Here is a 17862-nt window from a genome sequence, read left to right as displayed (position 1 = left end):
TTTTTAGATTAGAATTTTTGTTGTTACCATTATTGTAAATATTGTGATCAATCCAATTGCCATTGTGTTGAGAACCAATCCGTGTTTTACCATTGCTTTGATTGAAATTTGAGCTTTTTCATAAATCAGGGCATTGGGTGGGGTTCCCATAGGTAAAAGAAATGCAAATGATGTTGCGACCGTTATCGCAAACAGCACTGGCAGAGGGGCCCATCCATTTAGCATGGCCATGGTTCCAACAATTGGAATGAAAATTGCTGCAGTTGCAGTATTTGATTTTACATTTGTCAAAAACATGATCATTGCAACCAAAACCACAATCACTAGTTCAAATGGATAGTCTCCAACAAACGATAATGAATGCGCAATCCAAGTTGCTAATCCTGAATCCATAAATGCCAAAGATAATGCGAATCCTCCTCCTAGTAAAAACAATAAACCGTAAGGGAGTTTCTCAATTCCTGCCCAATTCATCAAACTTTCTGATCTAGTCTTAGGTAAGATAAAGAGAGAAATTCCTCCCAAGATTGCAATTACTGAATTTGTGATAAAAGATCCTTCAGGCTGCCATAATGGAATTGTAAACATTAGGACCAATACCCCTATGAGTACACCGAGCACTGTTTTTTGCTCCAGCGTCATTTTTCCCACAAGTGATTTTTCCAATAGGATGGTTTTTTTAATTTCAAATGTTGTTTCTGAATTGTTTTTCCCGATTTGCATATTCATGTACAATCCACAAAGAATTAGCATAGAGAATGCTAGCGGAGTTCCAAACATGGACCATTCTGCAAATGTTACCTTGTGTGAAAACATCTCCATCACTGTTGCCGCATAAAGTAAGTTTGGAGGGGCTCCAATCAGAGTTGCAACACTTCCAATTGATGAGGAATACGCAATAGATAACATAAAAATAACTTTGAATTTTGTTGTTACGAAATTAGTCTTAGAAAGAGCAGTCAAAATTGTTGCAGCAATAGGAAGCAATATCAAAACAACAGTGGTACTCATTACCACTGTTGAAAGCAAAGCTGTTGTGATCATAAAGCCCCACACTATTCTTTTTGGAGAATAACCAAATATTGAAATCAATTCAAATGCAATTTTTTTATGTAATCCTGATTTTTCAATTGCTAAGGCTATCATGAACATTCCAAGTAATAGTACAATTATTGGATGCATGTATTCTGCTGCAATTTGTTTTATTGGAAGTATTCCAAGTAAGGGAATTAACCCCATCGGAAGTAACGCAGTTGCATAAACAGGAATCGCCTCAGTAATCCACCACACAATCATCCATACTGAAATTGCCAAAACTGCTTTTGCAGAATAATCCATCCCTTCAGGTGTGGGTATGAATATAATTAGAAAAAATAAGGCAGGTCCTAAAACCATACCTAGTCTTCTGAGATTAAATTTCATCTTCCATATCTGCATTCAGAGTAATTTTATCTCTATTGATGTAACTTGTTAAAATAGATTTTAATATGACAAATTGGCCTTTAAAAATTAGTCACTGATGTCTGAATCTGCTGAAAAAAAACTAGATGCCACTGGATTATTTTGCCCTGAACCTGTGTTTAGAACAAAAATTGAAGTTGAAAGAATGCAAGTAGGCGATGTGATTGTTGTATCTGCTGATGATCCAGCTGCAGAAGATGATATTTCTAGATGGGTTACTCGAAATGGACATGAGTTAATGGATATGTCAAAAGACGGTGATACCATCACATTCAAAATTAAAAAGGTGAAATAATCTAAATCATGACTACTGTAACTGATACAGATGTATTGAATCGTGTAGGAAACACTCCTTTAGTTCGTTTGGATTCTCTTTCTCATGATAATGTAGAATATTTTGCAAAACTAGAGGGACACAATCCATTTGGTTCAGTCAAAGATAGAGCTGCTTATTGGATGATCAAAGATGGTGAAGAAAAAGGAATTTTAAAAAAAGGGAAAAGCATCATCATTGAACCAACATCTGGTAACACTGGCATTGCATTAACCGGAATTGCAAATCTACTTGGATACAAAGTTGAAATCGTCATCCCGGAAAAAGCAAGTAATGAAACTAAAGACATCATAAGAAAATTGGGAGCTAAAGTGTTTGAAACTAGTGATGATTTGTGTCCTAAAGTGGGTGCTGGCACTGATCAGAGTATTGCTCTTGCCACATCTATTGCTTCTTCAAGACCTGACACTTACTACTCTCCAAACCAATATGCAAATGAAGCTAATTTCAAAGGACATTATGTTGGAACAGGACCTGAAATTTGGAAACAAACTGAAGGGAAAGTAACTCATTTCTTTACTGGTGTTGGCACTGGCGGTACTATTACTGGAATTGGTGCTTTTCTTAAAGAAAAAAACCCTAACATCAAAATTATTGGATGTCAACCACAACAAAATCATTTAATTCAAGGTTGGAGAAATTTTGAAGAATCTGCAAAGCCAGATTTATTCTTGAAAAGAGAAAATGTCGTAGATGATTGGGTATCTGCTGACAATGATGAAGCATTTTCAGTTGTTAAAGAAGTGTATGCCAAAGACAAACTCTTGATCAGTCCATCATCTGCAGCAGTGTATGCTTGCATGAAAAAATATCCTATATCTGGAAATGCATGCGTTGTAGGAATTTTTGCTGATGATGGAAGAAAATTCAAAAGTGTTTATGCAACTCAAAACGTTATGACTGAAGAAGAATTTGATAATTCTCTTAAAGATGCAAAATATCTCTCTGAACTAGCATACTGATCTATTCAAGAATCTTCTTCAAATGTTTTTCATAAAATTCTCTAAATGAAGAATTCATATCCATTTCATGCCGTAAACACTTGTTACTTTGCTCTGTTATTTTATTTTTAATTTCTCTACTCCAAGAACTTTGCTGTTTATCTTTAGAGTCTACTATAGATGGGTTTTCTTTAATTTTCTCCATTGTTTCTAACAAGATTTTACTTAGTTGTCTGAATTTACTTATTTGTAAAAGAAATATCTGCGCTTCTTCTTTGTTTACTAGATTCATCATTGCATGAACTTGATTGTAGTATTCCAAACCTTTTTCATTGTATTTTTTAAAATCATCCATTCTTTGTTTCCAATATTCTTTAGTTACTTTTTCTTCAATTTTGTAACTGAATTGAATCTCTCCTAATCCTCTACCTAATTTTGCTAATTTGTCACTATGTTCTTTTGCAGATTTTTTGAGATTTTCTTGCTCTTCACTCATCATTGCTTACTTTTTCTTCTCAAATAAAGAGTTTAGATTGTTTTTTCCATTCTTTCTCTGATTCTTTTGAGTAAAACAATATGCATTTTTCACAGAATGAATCCCATTCGGATATTCCTAATTTATCAAAATATGTCACTGACCACTTGTATGTTGGTTGTTTTCTATATTGAAATTGCTGAATAGTGTAGATCTCTTTTTCGTAAAATTTATTCAGGCATTTTTTGCATTGAGCATTTTTCATTATTTGCTGTCTGCACTTTCTGTAAGATACTTGTCTACATCAATTGCTGCCATGCATCCAAAAGCTGCTGCTGTAATTGCCTGTCTGTAATTTCTATCGTGTACATCGCCAGCTGCAAAAACACCCTCTATGTTTGTATATGTTTTATTTTTCAATACAATATACCCTTCTTCATCTAAATCAATCTGACCTTTGAACAATTGTGTATTTGGTTCATGTCCAATTGCTACAAATAAACCTCCTGCATCTAGTGTGGTCTCTTCATTTGTTTTTAGATTTTTTAAAACTGCTTGTCGCATCTTTTGATCTCCTTTAATTTCTGTAACTGCTGAGTCCCAATGAAATTTTATTTTTTCATTGTTAAGTGCCCTTTCTTGCATGATTTTACTTGCACGTAATTCATCTCTTCTATGAATTAAGTGGACATTTGTTGCAAATTTTGTAAGAAAAGTTGCCTCTTCAATAGCTGAATCTCCTCCTCCTACAACAATGATATCTTGATTTCTAAAGAATGGTCCGTCACATGTGGCACAATATGAAACTCCTTTACCGCCAAATGTCTCTTCACCTTCCAATCCTAATTTCCTTGGATTTGCTCCTGTTGCAATAATTACAGCGCGCCCTTCGTATTCTTCTGATGCTGTTAGAACTTTGAATGGCTTATGTCTAAAATCAACGTTCACTACAACATCATCTATGATTGTAGTCCCCATTCTTTGAGATTGTTTTCTCATCTCTATCATCAAGTCCGGACCCATTATGCCGTTTTCAAATCCTGGATAGTTTTCAACTTCCGTTGTGTTTACTAGCTGTCCTCCTGGTAAAATTCCTGATAAAATTAAAGTATCATATCCTGCTCTTGAACAATAAATCCCTGCAGTGTATCCTGAAGGTCCTGCACCTATGATGATGACATCAAATTTTGTCTTGGTTTTATCTGAAATTTTAGGTACGTCATCTTTTGTTTCAAGAACTGCTGCACCTGCATCTCCTGCCATCATTATGCTATCTGTCTTAATTTCAATAATTTAAGTGAATATCCTTCACAGTCATTCATTTTTCATTCGCAAAAGAATTTGATCACAAATTCTTCTCATCTCTGAATCTGATCCAACACTTGATATTCTTACAATATCTGACGTTGTAACAATTCCTACAATCTCCTCATTTTCTTTGACTGGAAGTTTGTGAATGGTTTTCTCTTTCATCAATTCTGATGCTTCCCAGATTGTCTCATCCGGATCAATTGTAATCAATGGTGATGACATTACTTCTTTTATTTCTGTAAATAACGGCCTTCCGTCTGCAGCAATTTTTGTGACAAAATCCCTTTCAGTAATAATTCCAATTGGTTTTTTGTTTTCTGTAACGATAACACATCCTATTCTTAGCTTTTTCATATGTTCTGCAGCTTCTTGTACTGATGTTGATTTGTCTAGTGTTAGTACATTCTTATTCATTACATCTTTGACAAATGTACTATTCATGATTGGATTCTTTTTTTCAATTATATGATATAAATTCTAAATTACCAAGATTGATAATCAATAAGGATAATCACATAAGTCTTTAAACCCGAATTTACATTGTGATCATATATGGCTGTCAAAACAAAGAAAATCCTAGTTCCTTTAGATGGGTCTAAAAATTCTCTTCGTGGATTGGACATGGCTATTCATCTTGCAAGACAGTCTCAAGGGACGATCACTGCGTTGGCTGTAAAATCGGTGCCGGGGATTTATGCAATCCACCCTCTTGGATTTCTGGATTTTTCTTCAATGACTGAAGTGAAAAAATTACTTGCCGATGCAAAATTACGTGCCGCAAAAAAAGGAATCATGTTGACTGGAAAAGCAATAGCAGGAGATCCTGGATATGACATTGCACGATTTGCAAACAATTCGAAAAATAGAATTGATTTGGTTGTTATTGGTGCACGTGGAAGAAGTGCTGCAAAAGAAATTTTCTTAGGTAGTGTTTCTAATTATGTTCTTCACAAATCTAAAAAGCCTGTATTGGTAGTAAAATGACTGCAAATAATTTCAAGAAAATCCTAGTTCCTCTAGATGGTTCGACATATTCTGAAAAAGCATTAAAACGTGCATGTGAATTTGTTGATGCATTCAATTCTGAAATCATTTTGATATACGTTATCGAAAAATCTATTCCCATCAATTTACTGGATAGAAAAGAATATTTGGAAATACTGCGAAAGTTTGGAACAAAAGTTTTGGATAAATCTAAGACTGATTTGTCTAAAAAAGGAATATCTGCAAAAATTTTCTTGAAAGAAGGAAATATTGTAAATGAAATTGAAAAACTTGCAAAAAAAGAAAAATGTGATCTTGTTGTTGTTGGAAATAAAGGTCTTGGCTCTGTAGCTAGATTTTTGCTTGGAAGTGTTTCAAATAAAATTTCTCAGTCTTCATCGTGCTCTGTCTTGATTGTGAAATGAACTTAATTTGCTAATGTACTTACAACATCTGATTTTGTAATTATTCCTACCAATTTGTCATTTTTTACGACTGGAAGACCACTGATGTTGTATTTGATCATTTTAGTAACTGCAAGTTTGACATCATTATCTGACTCTACTGTAATTGGATTTGTTGCCATGATATCTGTTGCATGAAATGGAAAAAGATAACTCATCTGATTTGAGTGTATTTCCTCCAATCCTTTTTTGAATTTATATTCTTGAACTTCTTTAGGATCTGCTGATTCTGCAATCCATTGTGGGATTTTTGCAGGTACAAAATCCCTGAATGTGATAACACCTACCGGTTTTTGATTTCTTTTGATGATGATTCTGGAAATTTTATATTTTAACAATAAACTTTCCACATGTAATATTGGATCACTTGGAGATGCAGTAATTACATTTGACTGCATTATCTTTGAAACTTTGATAGAGTCTGAACCTTTTGTGAGAAATGCTTTTGCAAGATCTGTTTCAGTTACTATTCCTTCAAGCGTTTTGTCTTTATTTAAAATAATTACCACACTAATTCTGTGCTTTTTCATCATTTGTGCACATTCTTTTACTGTATTTTCTCTCGTCAGTGTAAATAATTTTCTTGGTTTGAAATCTTTTGCTTTTACATCTTTAATGGGGGTTGATCCTAATTCATAAATTTTTTTTGCTATATCTTTTTCAGTTATGATTCCAACTGGATTTTTCCTGTCTGTAACTATGACTCTTTTGACTTTGTGTTTTAGTATTGATTCTCTAGTTTTCATGAGTGTTGTGTTGGGACTGACTGTGATTGGTTTTGTAATCAATTCTGATAATTTCAAATTTTTAATATCCATGGATCTATTAAATGACAATTTGATAAATGTCTTTCAACGAAACCATTACTAAAAATCAAATTTGGTAATTATTAGAAAGCTATTTAGTTATAGTTTGAGTAGGTTGTATATGACAGAAAAAATCCCTTTGTTTGTCATTGGCTTGCCAAAAGATGAACCTGCTAATGAAGTACTTTTATCAAAATTTGGAGATGCATTAGAGAAAGTTCAACAAGTATTGTCTCCAATAATTGAAGCAAAAATTGCTGTAGAATCTCAAAATTCTGAAGGTACTAGAACTCACTATGATGTTACTGCCACTGTGAAAACTTCTGATGATCGACTTGTTTACACTGAATCTGGTTGGGATATTTTGAAAATTGCCGATGAATTATCTAGGAAACTAGAGCGCGAATTGTCAAAACACTATGATAAAAGACAAAGAGAAAGTATCCGTAAAAAGGAGGATTAATCTTGTTCAAAAATATTCTGGTGCCTTTTGATCTTTCAACTCAGTCCACTAGGGCATTTAAAGTTGCATTGGATATTGCTAAATGCCGTGATTCTAAAGTTACATTACTTACTTGTCTTGAAGGAGATGCATGGCATCACAAATACTATGATGCCCGAGCAGACTCTGAATTAATCAAAAAACAAAAAAAAGTTTCACAAAAACATCTTGAACAACTAGAATCTTTAGCAGAGAAAAATAACGTTTCAATTAAATCTCAAATCATAACTTCTAAATCTGTAGTAAATGACATTGTCAATTATGCAAAGTCTAGAAAATATGATTTGATAGTAATTGGTTCTCATGGTAGGACTGGTTTTGATAAATTACTTTTGGGTAGTGTTGCAAACGGTGTTTCTCAAAAAACCCGCTGTCCAGTTCTGATTGTTAAATAAACAGAAGGTGTTTAATTGATTTCAATTGTAGGTAGTGGCCGAGTTGGCTCATCTATTGCATTTCTTTGTGTATCTCACGGATTAGATGATGTTTTACTTTTTAATCCAAACAAAGAGAAAGCAATTGGCGAATCTTTGGATGTCGCAAGTGCAATTCCTGCTGATTCCAAATTTTCTATTCATGGAACTGATGACTACTCAGAGTTATCTAGCTCCGATATTGTTGTAATTACTGCAAGTGTTGGTGTATATGAAAAAGACAGAACGGAAAACATGGGGCTGCAAGTTAGAATGATTAAAGAAATAGCACAAAAAATTAAGCAATATTGTCCATCTGCAATAATTTTGATAGTTTCTAATCCTCTTGACGTTCTAACCTACTTTTTTCAAAAAGAAAGCAATTTTTCTAGATTCAAAGTTATTGGAATTGCATCTAGTCTTGATACCAGTAGGTTTCGTTATTACATATCTGAAACACTTTCTGTTCCACAATCTTCAATTTCAAATGCTCTTGTTTTGGGCGAACATGGTGATTCTATGGTGCCTGTATTTTCTGGCGTAAAAGTTGGAGGTAATCCGCTTTTTTCTATGATTGACACTCGAGACCCCATCACGGATGCTGTTCGAAATTATTGGAAGACCTTGAGAAACTTTAAGAGCCGATCTCAATTTGGCATTGCCAAAAATGTTTTTGATGTCATTGAATCTATTTTACACAAAAGAGAAATTTTCATTCCTGCGTCTGTCGTACTTGAGGGTGAATATGGAGAAAACGATGTCTCTATGGGTGTGCCTGTAAAAATTGATAGAAATGGTGTGTCTGAAATTCAAAAAATAAAACTAGATGACACTGAATCTTCATCTTTGAAAAAATCTGCTGAAAAAATTCGTAATGATATTAAATCCCTTCAAGATTGATTTAGTTCTTTGAGATCTTTATCGTGTTTCATACAAAGTTTTTTGTTTTTTAATTGTAAATCCAAAAGATCTTTTTGCCAGTGGGCATTGTACAGTCTACATTCTTTATTTTCACAAAATGCATTGCCTGTTTCATAGTACATTATTGCTTGTAATAGATAACCTTCAAGTATTTCAGAGATTCTTGGATCGTTATATTCTAAAAATTCTCCTTTGTATTTTGCTTTGATTTCTTCAACTCTTTCTCTTGTAAAATCTGTCATCAAATCCAAATAGTACTGTTTAGGTTTTGCCGGTGCTTCTATTATGCCTGAAGTCGAAATAATTGCTGGATTTGAACCAATCATTGCTCGTGCATGATATCTGAAATCATTTTCATCAAATGTACACGTTAGTTTATTTGTAAAAATAATATGTAATGTATCTATTTGATTTTCTTCTTTTGATATGTATTCTGAAGCTATTTTTTGTAATTCAAATCCATCATACAAATTCATTTCTTCTCTATTTGACATGTCTTTGTTTTGCACTTCTGCTTGAATTTCATCTGTTGTAGGAACGTGTATTTTAAACGGTTTTTTTAAATCAAAAACTCTAGCACTTGCAATTTTTTTAAATATTTTTTGATTTGAATTTTGAAAAAAGTTATCCCTTGTCTCAATCTCTACTGGAAATATGTCTACAATGAATTTTGCTAATTTTTTTAATTGGATTTCTGGTACGGTTGGCTCATCGTATAGAATAATTTTAGATGTTTTCAATAAGAAATCTAATTCTTTGATGGCTTATCTTTCTAACTCTTTGATTTTTGCTGCTGCAATTTCAGCTGCTCTCTTTCCAGAAAATAACATGGATCCAAACGTTGGACCCATTCTTGCCAGGCCATGTGTCTCTGTAACTGACATTCCTGCTGCAATCAATCCTGGATAAACTTCTCCTGTTTTGTGTACTACGTGTTCTTCTCCATCATTTACGTACATTGGTTCCATACCTTTCCATTTGGCAAGACCTCTATCCACAAGTCTTTTTACTGCAACTGAATCGTGACCTGATGCATCTATGATTACTTTAGCTTCAAATGCAACTGGATCAACACATGTAATGTTGCGTGGTAATGCTGAGACTGGCATCCAATTTACTACGATTCCTGCAACTCTTCCATTCTTTAAAACCAAATCATCAAATTTTGTAAGTTGAAGGAACTTGACTCCTGCATCACATGCTGCGGCAATCAATTTGGATACTGCATGTGGTCCTGGTGTTAAGTATAATCCGTCTTGAATTTTTTTGTATGGTACTCCTAACTCGTCCCAAATCTTTTGGGCTGGTTCTCTTACTGTAACTGGATTCATCATGTATCCTCCTAACCAATAACCTCCTCCGAGATAGTTATTTTGTTCGATTACTAGAACTTTGTAACCCATATTGGATAATTCTCTACTTGCTGTTAATCCTGCAGGACCTGCACCAATTATGATGACGTCTGATTCTGCTCTGTCAATTAGTACGTCGTGAAATTCATTTGCAATTGCACGTGTGATTTCAACTTCCCTTACATCTGTGAAAATTTTATCTGATTGTTCTGCAACAGTTGCTTCTTGCATGAGAGAGAAGAATTTTGTTAATAATTAATACTTTGCCACATTTTTAAAAAATTAGGTTACACTAATACTATTATAAAAATAGGAAAATTTTGTACTTTGAGTAAAATTGTTCTCCTAAAAGCTCCAAATATCAAAAATTTATATCCAAACTAACAAGATTTCTTTGTATTGACAGTACCTAATCTTAAACAGACTGCCAAACCTGTAAAACCAAAAATCAATTGGGCTAGAATTGAAGAGGCAGACAATTTTGCAAAAACCGTGAAATTATTCCGTCAGGGAAAATATGATGAAGATAGTTTTAGACGATTTAGACTCCAGCACGGTGCATATGGTACTAGAATGACTAATGACTATGCAATGGTTAGAATCAAACTTCCTGCAGGTGAAATTTATCCTCACCAATTTGAAAAAATATCCCAACTTAGTGAACAATATTCTATTGGGAATGCCCATTTTACAACTAGAGAAAGTGTTCAATTGCACTGGGTGATACTTGAAGATGTTTCAGAAATACTGCGTAGTCTTGCTGAAGTTGGAATGACTTCAAGAGAAGCATGTGGAAACACTATAAGAAATGTAATGTGCAGTCCTATGGCTGGTGTATGTCCTGATGAAGAATTTGATTCCACTCCTTATGCACTTGCTACTGCAAAATTCTTTTTACGAAATCCAATGTCTCAGGGATTGCCACGTAAATTCAAATTCACTTTTACATGTTGTGAGAAACATGGTATGGCAAGAATAGTTGATGTGGGGTTAATTCCACAAATAAGAGAAATAGACGGTGTGCCACAAAAAGGCTTCAAGATATTTCTTGGAGGTGGATTGGGTAACAAATCTTTTGTTGGACATCAATTAGAAGAGTTTACTCCCGAAGATGATTTGCTTTACACTTCAATTGCAGTGGTCCGACTATTTGATCGAATGGGCGATAGAACTAATCTTGCAAGAAATAGACTACGTTATCTTGTAAATGAAATGGGTTGGGAAAAGTTCCAAAATCTTGTATTGAAAGAAAGAGCAGTTGTAAGAGCAACTCAATCAGTAATTACTAGACTTAAAGTTGACACTACTCCTAGTGAAATTAAACGTCCTATTAGAATCACTGATGAAAGTGGAGAATCCGCCCCTGATGGTTTTGCAAGATGGCTTAAAACAAATACTGTTAAACAAAAACAATCTGGTTACCATTCTGTGTTTCTTACTCTTGAGGCAGGGGATATCACCTCGAATCAATTAAACGCCATTGCCGATATCATTCGTGACTTTTCTGCAGAAGGTAAAGCTAGGACTGGATTTGTGCAAAATGTGGCTATTCGCTATGTTCACGAAGATGATTTATCAAAAATGTATTCTAAACTTCTTGAAGTTGGATTGGCAAAATCTGGCGCTTTAACTATGACTGCTCCTATTGGCTGTTCTGGAACAACCTCTTGTAACTTGGCTCTGACTAATTCTCACAGACTCGCAAAAGAAGTTCAAAGAAAATTCCTTGAGTTAAAACTTGATGAAGACGATGATCTTAGTGATTCTTCAATTAAGATAAGCGGATGTCCTAATTCTTGTGGACAACATGGAATTGCAACCATTGGATTCTTTGGTGGTGGAGGACGTGTTGGAAAAGACATGTATGCTAATTATCAGATGTCTATAGGTGGACGTTCTGATGGTGATGCTATGTTAGGTCATACCCTTCTTAGAGTTCCTGCAAAGAGAGTAATCCCTGTAATTCTTAAGATCATTGAAATTTTCAAACAGAATAAAAAATCTGATGATACTATGAAGTCTTGGATTCATAGAATTGTTAGTGGAAATGAAGATTCTGAAATCAAATCTGTCAGTGATCTTAAAAACATTCTTGAGCCATTGACGATTCCTCCAACAAAAGATGAAGATCCTGATTTTTATCTTGACTATGGTACTGACACAAGTTACCATACAAAAACTGGCAAGGGTGAATGTGCTGCTTGACAGAATCTAATAAAATTACAACTGATGTAGATTCTTTACGTTCAGAAATCCGGGATAAAAGTGTCAGAGTAATTGACGTTAGAAGAGAATCTGATTACAAACAAGATCATATTTCTTCTGCAGTGAACCTTCCTCTGGCACATTTATTATCTGATGATAGTCCTGAACGAGTTCTAGCTCTTGTTAATTCTATGGGTATTGATGATGAAACACCTGTAGTAGTTTATGATGATACTTTTGGTGCATTAGCATCAAGAGTTGCTTGGACTCTGGAATATTTAGGACACAATGATGTGACATTACTTGAAACTACTTACAGTCATTGGAAATCTCTTGGGTTGGAAAATGATTCAACTGTCCCTGAAATTCAAAAAAAGGAGCATTCAATGAAACTCCGACCTGATATTTTGGCAACGTCTGATTATTTGGAATCTGCAAAAACTAGGGATGATGTAATTCTGATAGATAATAGAGAGCGATTAAATTTTCTCGAACAGCACATTCCTGGGGCGATAAGCTTGCCTTATCGTACTTTGGCCTCAAATGATAAAATTTTACGACCAAAAGAGGATATGAAAAGATTGCTGAATAACAGAGGCATTACAGGTGATGCTGAAATCATTACTTATTGTGGTAGTGTAGGAACTCTTTCTGGATTGGCATATTACGCATTAAAATCTGCAGAATTGCCTAATGCAAAATTGTATGTCCGTTCTTTTAAAGAATGGAAAAAACTCGAAAAACCTACTGAAAAACAAGAAGATGCTAGTTACTGGGATTTGTCTGCTGAATAATTAAGAAATTTCGTTTCTAAGTTTCTTTGTTACGGTTCCTTCTATGTTGTCAAACAAAACAATCATTTTCTCTTTATTGTCAATCAAATAATCTACTCCTCTGTCTTTTAATCTGATTTTCCACAATCTTATTTCTCGATGTTCATCAAAGAAATTTTCTATCATCTGCTCCCCTGATTTTTTTGGGTCTATGAATACTTCAAAAATCTCTATGGTCTTATCAATATCTTCTTCTTCAATTGCTTCTTTGACTGATTGAATTGCTTGACTAAGTTCTTTTAAATTCTTAACTGGTTTTGGCAGTGTTTTTTTGGTAATTCCAAACAAACCTTTCTTTTCTTTTCCTAGTTTCTCTGCAATGTTGTCTGCAAGATCATATATTGGAATTTTACTTAGACCGTCACGTTTTTCATTTTGTACGATTAATCCTTTCTCTAATAATTTATTCAGAGCTGTTTCTGCATCTGCTTTATCTAGAAATGTTGTCCAGACAATAGCACCTAATGTGTGGTATCCTTGTCTGATTGATTCTAAAACTACTACTTCTTCAATTCTTTTGAATCCTTCTTCAACTCTTACATTCATGAAATCTTTATCTCTGATTGACTTTCTGGCGTTTTTGACATCGATTTCAATTGAACGTTTCAATGCTTCTAATGCTTCTGGAACTTGATTTAGTAATGATAAGAAACATGCTTGGTTATACCATGCCATTCCGTATGTGGGATCTGTTTCGATGGCTTTTTGAGCTGCATCCAGGGCTTTAGCATAATTCTTTTGTTCATAATGTACTAATCCTTTGAGATTCCAAGCTTCAGGATTTGTGACATCTATTTCTAAAATTTTATCATATACTTTTAGTGCTTCAGAATGCTCGTCTAGGTGGAATCTTGCATATCCTAATTTCATTAATGTTTCAACATTATCTGGATCAATTCTTAATGCTTGTTCAAAAACTTCAATGGCTTCTTCTAGCTTTTCATCTGCCATCAAATTAACTCCTTTTTTAAATAATTTTTTACGATTATAATCTACATCAACCAAACTTCGTTCTTGAGGGATTATTTCATCTGATTTTGTCTCCTTAACTTCTTTTGATTTCCTACCGAATGGTTTCTTCACAGCTCAATTATTCATTTTATCTAGATAAATACCAAGCTTAATCGAGCCTGAGGTATTTTACCTCCTATTTGGAATAGGTTTAAGCGATCTAAATACAGAAATACTTGAAATATCCACAAACGATTGTGTCATCTCAGCCACGATTAGAGATTCAAGGACAGGCACCTTTCAAACAATCAGGTGTCTATGAAGTCCAAATCGCCATTACTGATAATATGCCTTCTGATAGTGCAATCAAAACAAAACAATTTTCAGCATTATGGAAAGGTAATTTTCATCTTCGAGTAAAAGATGGGATATTTTCTGAAACTCTTGGCTCTACATCTAATCCTCTTCCTTCAACAATTGAAAATTTTGAGAAGGTTTGGATTGTTGTAACTGACTTATTTTCTTCATTGCATAGCGTTTTTGATGTTCCTCTGTCTGGTTCAAAATCTAAACCTGAACCAAAACCTGAACCAAAACCTGAACCAAAAACTGAACCAAAAATAATTTCTGAACCTCAACCTAAACGTTTTACAAAATCAAATGATAATCTGTCAGGACCTTCTGGAAACAAAGGCCCTGATGGTCCACCTGGACCTGTTGGTGACAAAGGTCCACAAGGTCCACAAGGTCCACCTGGTCCACAAGGTCCACCTGGAAACAAAGGCCCTGATGGTCCTAAAGGTCCTCCCGGTGACAAAGGTTCCACTGGTGACAAAGGTCCACAAGGTGACAAGGGAATTTCTGGCGATAGAGGATTAACCGGTGACAAGGGAGTTACTGGTGACAAAGGTGACAAAGGTGACAAGGGAGTTACTGGTCCTCCCGGTGACAAAGGAGAAAAAGGTCCAACTGGTCCTATTGGAGATAAGGGTCCATCTGGATTAAAAGGTCCACTTGGTGACAAAGGAGAAAAAGGTCCAACTGGTTCTGTTGGTGACAAAGGAGCAACTGGATTAAGAGGTGTCCCCGGTGACAAAGGTGACACCGGTCCGCAAGGTGTTCCTGGCGACAAAGGATTAACTGGTCCAACCGGACCACCTGGAGAAAAAGGTCCAACTGGATTGTCTGGTGTGCAAGGTGAAAAAGGAATTCAAGGAGGTCCCGGTCCTATTGGCGACAAAGGTCCTGTAGGTCCTCCCGGTGACAAAGGTCCATTAGGCCCACCTGGACCTCATGGCGACAAAGGATTAACTGGTCCTGTAGGTCCTATTGGCGACAAAGGTCCTGTAGGTCCTCCCGGTCCTATTGGAGAAAAAGGCAACAAGGGAGTTGAAGGTCCTATTGGAGAAAAAGGTCCACAAGGCCCTCAAGGTCCTGCTGGTTCTAAAGGATTAACTGGTGTTCCTGGACCTCAAGGAGAAAAAGGTGACAAAGGTTCCACTGGTCCAACTGGCGACAAAGGATTAACTGGTCCAACTGGTCCTCCCGGTGACAAAGGTCCACAAGGCCCTCAAGGTTCTCAAGGTGAGCGTGGAACTACTGGTCCATCTGGAGAAAAAGGTCCACAAGGTCCACAAGGTATTCAAGGTCCACAAGGTGAGCGTGGTCCCACAGGTCCAATTGGTTCAATAGGTGAACAAGGTCCTGTAGGAGGACAAGGTCCTGTAGGCCCAGCCGGTCCAAGAGGTCCACCTGGTCCACCTGGAGAAAAAGGTCCATCTGGAGGAATGTCATCTGAACAAAAAGCACTTTTCAAAGATTTACTAGAAATTCTAACTAACAAAAATATCATCACTACAGAAGAACAAATCAAATTGATGAGTTATCTTTACTGATTATTTTTGATGTGTTTTACAAAATCCCTTTATGAAAAACTTATTTTTCATATGCTGAAATTTTGTTTTAAAATTTTCTAATTAATTTTCAAAATATTTTTTGACAATTGTTATATTTTTTATCATTAAATAAAAAATCTTTTTTCATAAAACATGTTTTATTATTTTTTTAATGTGAAATGATTCATAGTTAACACTGTTTAGAATTTAGAAAAATGAAAACAATTCGTCGTCGTTGTGACGATTGTTAATTTACTGACGAGATTATCGTCTTTTTGCTGCTTTTCTCTTTGGAGCGGCTCTGCGTTTTGTTGCTGCCTTTCTCTTTGGAGCTGCTTTCTTAGCTGCAGTTTTTCTAGTAGCTTTTCTCTTTGGAGCGGCTTTTGTTGCTGCCTTTCTCTTTGGAGCTGCTTTTCTCTTTGGAGCTGCTTTCTTAGCTGCAGTTTTTCTAGTAGCTTTTCTCTTTGGAGCGGCTTTTGTTGCTGCCTTTCTCTTTGGAGCTGCTTTCTTAGCTGCAGTTTTTCTAGTAGCTTTTCTTTTTGGAGCTGCACTGGTAGATTTTTTAGTTGATCTACGTTTAGTTGCAGCTTTTCTTTTTGTAGCCATGATAGAAACCGCATTTTCATCGTTTTTCAGTGGTTAAACTAAAGAAATTTACACAAATTGATTACTATTTATCAAGTAACTTTTTTTATTTTTTTTTATTTTTGATCGAATTTTTTGTTTTATTATTTTTATTTGCTTTTTCATTTTTAGATCACATATTTTTTAAAAAAATTGCTTAATTGGGTCCTTTTTTATTCGTAAATATGTCGGTTTTTCTAATGTTGTTTTTTTATTTTATTTTTTTTAAATTTTTGTGACAAAATTTTTCCATATTCCTTGATCTCTTTAATTAATTCCCACGTCTTTTGATGATTGTAAGCACATCTTCATCAAGCAAAACATGATTCAAACCTACTCTTTGACCTCCAAACTTTACACTCTTCCCCCAAACCAAACCATATCTGAATTCTCTTCTCAATCGTCTATGCATTTTATTACAAATATCTTCTACAGTGTCTCCTTCCCTTGCAATAAATGGTTCTTTGAAATCTGTTTCACCTCCTTTTGGTCGCATGTAAATTCTGATGAATTTTAATTTTTCATAAATTTTTTCTTTGAGTATTTCGATATTGGTATCTGAATTTGCAGATACTTCTACCACATCTGATTTGATTTTTGTTTTCAAATCTTTTAGAAATGCTTCATCAACCAAATCTATTTTGTTTAACACTGTAAGTGCTTTGGAATAGCTTATGTTGCCTGCAATATGATCAGCTAATTGTTCAGATGTTATGTCTTCTCTTATCACGACTCTGGCACTAACTAATCCGTACAGATGTAAGATGTCCTTCAAATGCTTCTCTGTGATTTTCGTTAACTTTACTTGCTGTGCAATTGCAATTCCTCCCATCGATGCTTTTTCAATTGTTATGTTTGGGGGTAATTGGTTTAATCTGATTCCTATATTTCCTAACTCATTCGTTAAAACATCTTCATGATATGGCTGAAACACATCTAATACTAATAGGACCAAGTCTGCAGTTCTAGCGACTGATAAAATTCTTTTTCCTAAGCCCTTACCAGTGGATGCACCTTTGATAATTCCTGGCAAATCTAATACTTGGATCTTTGCACCTCTATATTCCATCATTCCTGGAACTACAGTTAGTGTTGTAAATTGAAAAGCCCCGACTGTAGATTTAGCACTGGTCATTTTATTTAACAAGGTTGATTTTCCCACACTTGGTAATCCGATGAAAACAACAGTTGCATCTCCTGTACGTCTGACATCGAATCCGTCTTGCTTCATCCCTGATTTTTTTGCAACTTCTGATTCTTGCTCTCTTTTCAATTTTGCAATCTTTGCCTTTAGTAATCCGATATGGTGCTCAGTTGCTTTATTGATCTGGGTTTTTGCCATCTCATCTTGAATTGCTTTAATTTTTTCAGGAATCCCCATTACTAGTCA

The 17862-nt window shown here is 35.0% G+C and carries 21 protein-coding genes; 10 read left to right on the top strand and 11 right to left on the bottom strand.

Going from position 1 to position 17862, the window contains the following annotated elements:
- Positions 1 to 3 precede the first annotated feature (3 nt).
- Positions 4 to 1422, bottom strand: a complete 1419-nt coding sequence (locus ACW9XA_RS00225; protein WP_457762454.1) for an SLC13 family permease — start codon at positions 1420 to 1422, stop codon at positions 4 to 6.
- Positions 1423 to 1519: 97 nt separating this feature from the next.
- On the opposite strand from ACW9XA_RS00225, the gene ACW9XA_RS00220 reads away from it, so the two are divergent.
- Positions 1520 to 1756: a sulfurtransferase TusA family protein gene (locus ACW9XA_RS00220; RefSeq protein ID WP_457762453.1), complete on the top strand. Its 237-nt coding sequence runs from the start codon at positions 1520 to 1522 to the stop codon at positions 1754 to 1756.
- An 8-nt stretch (positions 1757 to 1764) separates the two neighbouring features.
- Positions 1765 to 2757: a cysteine synthase family protein gene (locus tag ACW9XA_RS00215; protein ID WP_457762452.1), complete on the top strand. Its 993-nt coding sequence runs from the start codon at positions 1765 to 1767 to the stop codon at positions 2755 to 2757.
- 1 nt (position 2758) lies between these two features.
- Here the strand turns inward: ACW9XA_RS00215 and ACW9XA_RS00210 are convergent, their stop codons facing one another.
- The 4 genes from ACW9XA_RS00210 to ACW9XA_RS00195 are packed head-to-tail and all read right to left on the bottom strand — an operon-like array spanning position 2759 to position 4963.
- The gene (locus ACW9XA_RS00210) at positions 2759 to 3232 is read right to left on the bottom strand and encodes a hypothetical protein (protein WP_457762451.1); all 474 of its coding nucleotides are present in this window, start codon (positions 3230 to 3232) and stop codon (positions 2759 to 2761) included.
- 19 nt (positions 3233 to 3251) lie between these two features.
- The gene (locus ACW9XA_RS00205) at positions 3252 to 3476 is read right to left on the bottom strand and encodes a hypothetical protein (RefSeq protein ID WP_457762450.1); all 225 of its coding nucleotides are present in this window, start codon (positions 3474 to 3476) and stop codon (positions 3252 to 3254) included.
- Positions 3476 to 4477: a thioredoxin-disulfide reductase gene (gene trxB / locus ACW9XA_RS00200; RefSeq protein ID WP_457762449.1), complete on the bottom strand. Its 1002-nt coding sequence runs from the start codon at positions 4475 to 4477 to the stop codon at positions 3476 to 3478. Before trxB ends, ACW9XA_RS00205 begins: the two co-directional genes overlap by 1 nt.
- A gap of 48 nt (positions 4478 to 4525) precedes the next feature.
- A complete protein-coding gene (locus ACW9XA_RS00195) occupies positions 4526 to 4963 on the bottom strand; it encodes a CBS domain-containing protein (RefSeq protein ID WP_457762448.1) in 438 nt (145 codons plus the stop codon).
- 111 nt (positions 4964 to 5074) lie between these two features.
- On the opposite strand from ACW9XA_RS00195, the gene ACW9XA_RS00190 reads away from it, so the two are divergent.
- Positions 5075 to 5506 (top strand): universal stress protein, encoded by a 432-nt coding sequence (locus ACW9XA_RS00190; protein ID WP_300325935.1) that lies wholly within the window; start codon positions 5075 to 5077, stop codon positions 5504 to 5506.
- On the top strand, positions 5503 to 5931 hold the full coding sequence (locus ACW9XA_RS00185) for a universal stress protein (RefSeq protein WP_457762447.1): 429 nt from the start codon (positions 5503 to 5505) through the stop codon (positions 5929 to 5931). The genes ACW9XA_RS00190 and ACW9XA_RS00185 overlap by 4 nt, the downstream gene beginning before the upstream one ends.
- Positions 5932 to 5933: 2 nt before the next feature.
- Here ACW9XA_RS00185 and ACW9XA_RS00180 read toward each other — a convergent pair whose 3' ends face one another.
- Complete coding sequence (locus ACW9XA_RS00180; protein ID WP_457762446.1) at positions 5934 to 6788, bottom strand: CBS domain-containing protein; 855 nt, start codon at positions 6786 to 6788, stop codon at positions 5934 to 5936.
- A 109-nt stretch (positions 6789 to 6897) separates the two neighbouring features.
- On the opposite strand from ACW9XA_RS00180, the gene ACW9XA_RS00175 reads away from it, so the two are divergent.
- The 3 genes from ACW9XA_RS00175 to ACW9XA_RS00165 are packed head-to-tail and all read left to right on the top strand — an operon-like array spanning position 6898 to position 8591.
- Positions 6898 to 7239 carry an HPF/RaiA family ribosome-associated protein gene (locus tag ACW9XA_RS00175; RefSeq protein WP_300325943.1) on the top strand — a complete coding sequence of 114 codons (342 nt, stop codon included), beginning with the start codon at positions 6898 to 6900 and terminating at the stop codon, positions 7237 to 7239.
- Positions 7239 to 7673, top strand: a complete 435-nt coding sequence (locus ACW9XA_RS00170; RefSeq protein WP_457762843.1) for a universal stress protein — start codon at positions 7239 to 7241, stop codon at positions 7671 to 7673. The genes ACW9XA_RS00175 and ACW9XA_RS00170 overlap by 1 nt, the downstream gene beginning before the upstream one ends.
- A gap of 15 nt (positions 7674 to 7688) precedes the next feature.
- Positions 7689 to 8591, top strand: a complete 903-nt coding sequence (locus ACW9XA_RS00165; RefSeq protein WP_457762445.1) for a malate dehydrogenase — start codon at positions 7689 to 7691, stop codon at positions 8589 to 8591.
- Here the strand turns inward: ACW9XA_RS00165 and ACW9XA_RS00160 are convergent.
- On the bottom strand, positions 8582 to 9352 hold the full coding sequence (locus ACW9XA_RS00160) for a DUF6775 family putative metallopeptidase (RefSeq protein WP_457762444.1): 771 nt from the start codon (positions 9350 to 9352) through the stop codon (positions 8582 to 8584). The genes ACW9XA_RS00165 and ACW9XA_RS00160 overlap by 10 nt on opposite strands.
- 24 nt (positions 9353 to 9376) lie before the next feature.
- A complete protein-coding gene (locus ACW9XA_RS00155) occupies positions 9377 to 10195 on the bottom strand; it encodes a sulfide-dependent adenosine diphosphate thiazole synthase (RefSeq protein WP_300325955.1) in 819 nt (272 codons plus the stop codon).
- A gap of 168 nt (positions 10196 to 10363) precedes the next feature.
- Between ACW9XA_RS00155 and ACW9XA_RS00150 the strand changes: the two genes are divergently transcribed.
- The gene (locus ACW9XA_RS00150) at positions 10364 to 12169 is read left to right on the top strand and encodes a nitrite/sulfite reductase (protein WP_457762443.1); all 1806 of its coding nucleotides are present in this window, start codon (positions 10364 to 10366) and stop codon (positions 12167 to 12169) included.
- The gene (locus ACW9XA_RS00145) at positions 12166 to 12963 is read left to right on the top strand and encodes a sulfurtransferase (RefSeq protein ID WP_457762442.1); all 798 of its coding nucleotides are present in this window, start codon (positions 12166 to 12168) and stop codon (positions 12961 to 12963) included. The genes ACW9XA_RS00150 and ACW9XA_RS00145 overlap by 4 nt, the downstream gene beginning before the upstream one ends.
- Here the strand turns inward: ACW9XA_RS00145 and ACW9XA_RS00140 are convergent, their stop codons facing one another.
- Positions 12964 to 14085: a tetratricopeptide repeat protein gene (locus tag ACW9XA_RS00140; protein ID WP_457762441.1), complete on the bottom strand. Its 1122-nt coding sequence runs from the start codon at positions 14083 to 14085 to the stop codon at positions 12964 to 12966. It lies immediately after the preceding gene.
- A gap of 125 nt (positions 14086 to 14210) precedes the next feature.
- Here ACW9XA_RS00140 and ACW9XA_RS00135 point away from each other — a divergent pair, with 125 nt between their 5' ends.
- On the top strand, positions 14211 to 15848 hold the full coding sequence (locus ACW9XA_RS00135; protein WP_457762842.1) for a collagen-like protein: 1638 nt from the start codon (positions 14211 to 14213) through the stop codon (positions 15846 to 15848).
- Positions 15849 to 16112: 264 nt separating this feature from the next.
- Here ACW9XA_RS00135 and ACW9XA_RS00130 read toward each other — a convergent pair whose 3' ends face one another.
- Entirely contained in the window at positions 16113 to 16454 is a 342-nt protein-coding gene (locus ACW9XA_RS00130; protein WP_457762440.1) for a hypothetical protein, read from the bottom strand.
- A 289-nt stretch (positions 16455 to 16743) separates the two neighbouring features.
- Positions 16744 to 17853, bottom strand: coding sequence for an OBG GTPase family GTP-binding protein (locus ACW9XA_RS00125; RefSeq protein WP_457762439.1), 1110 nt, complete (start codon positions 17851 to 17853; stop codon positions 16744 to 16746).
- Positions 17854 to 17862 lie beyond the last annotated feature (9 nt).

The organism is Candidatus Nitrosopumilus sp. bin_6a (assembly GCF_054095695.1).
Note: the sequence above shows the minus strand (reverse complement) of the source record. Positions and strands in the feature narration are given on the sequence as shown.

Coding starts and splice junctions, on each gene's coding strand:
- ACW9XA_RS00225 (WP_457762454.1), bottom strand. CDS start 1,422: ATGAAATTTAATCTCAGAAGACTAGGTATGGTTTTAGGACCTGCCTTA.
- ACW9XA_RS00220 (WP_457762453.1), top strand. CDS start 1,520: ATGTCTGAATCTGCTGAAAAAAAACTAGATGCCACTGGATTATTTTGC.
- ACW9XA_RS00215 (WP_457762452.1), top strand. CDS start 1,765: ATGACTACTGTAACTGATACAGATGTATTGAATCGTGTAGGAAACACT.
- ACW9XA_RS00210 (WP_457762451.1), bottom strand. CDS start 3,232: ATGAGTGAAGAGCAAGAAAATCTCAAAAAATCTGCAAAAGAACATAGT.
- ACW9XA_RS00205 (WP_457762450.1), bottom strand. CDS start 3,476: ATGAAAAATGCTCAATGCAAAAAATGCCTGAATAAATTTTACGAAAAA.
- trxB (WP_457762449.1), bottom strand. CDS start 4,477: ATGATGGCAGGAGATGCAGGTGCAGCAGTTCTTGAAACAAAAGATGAC.
- ACW9XA_RS00195 (WP_457762448.1), bottom strand. CDS start 4,963: ATGAATAGTACATTTGTCAAAGATGTAATGAATAAGAATGTACTAACA.
- ACW9XA_RS00190 (WP_300325935.1), top strand. CDS start 5,075: ATGGCTGTCAAAACAAAGAAAATCCTAGTTCCTTTAGATGGGTCTAAA.
- ACW9XA_RS00185 (WP_457762447.1), top strand. CDS start 5,503: ATGACTGCAAATAATTTCAAGAAAATCCTAGTTCCTCTAGATGGTTCG.
- ACW9XA_RS00180 (WP_457762446.1), bottom strand. CDS start 6,788: ATGGATATTAAAAATTTGAAATTATCAGAATTGATTACAAAACCAATC.
- ACW9XA_RS00175 (WP_300325943.1), top strand. CDS start 6,898: ATGACAGAAAAAATCCCTTTGTTTGTCATTGGCTTGCCAAAAGATGAA.
- ACW9XA_RS00155 (WP_300325955.1), bottom strand. CDS start 10,195: ATGCAAGAAGCAACTGTTGCAGAACAATCAGATAAAATTTTCACAGAT.
- ACW9XA_RS00130 (WP_457762440.1), bottom strand. CDS start 16,454: ATGGCTACAAAAAGAAAAGCTGCAACTAAACGTAGATCAACTAAAAAA.
- ACW9XA_RS00125 (WP_457762439.1), bottom strand. CDS start 17,853: ATGGGGATTCCTGAAAAAATTAAAGCAATTCAAGATGAGATGGCAAAA.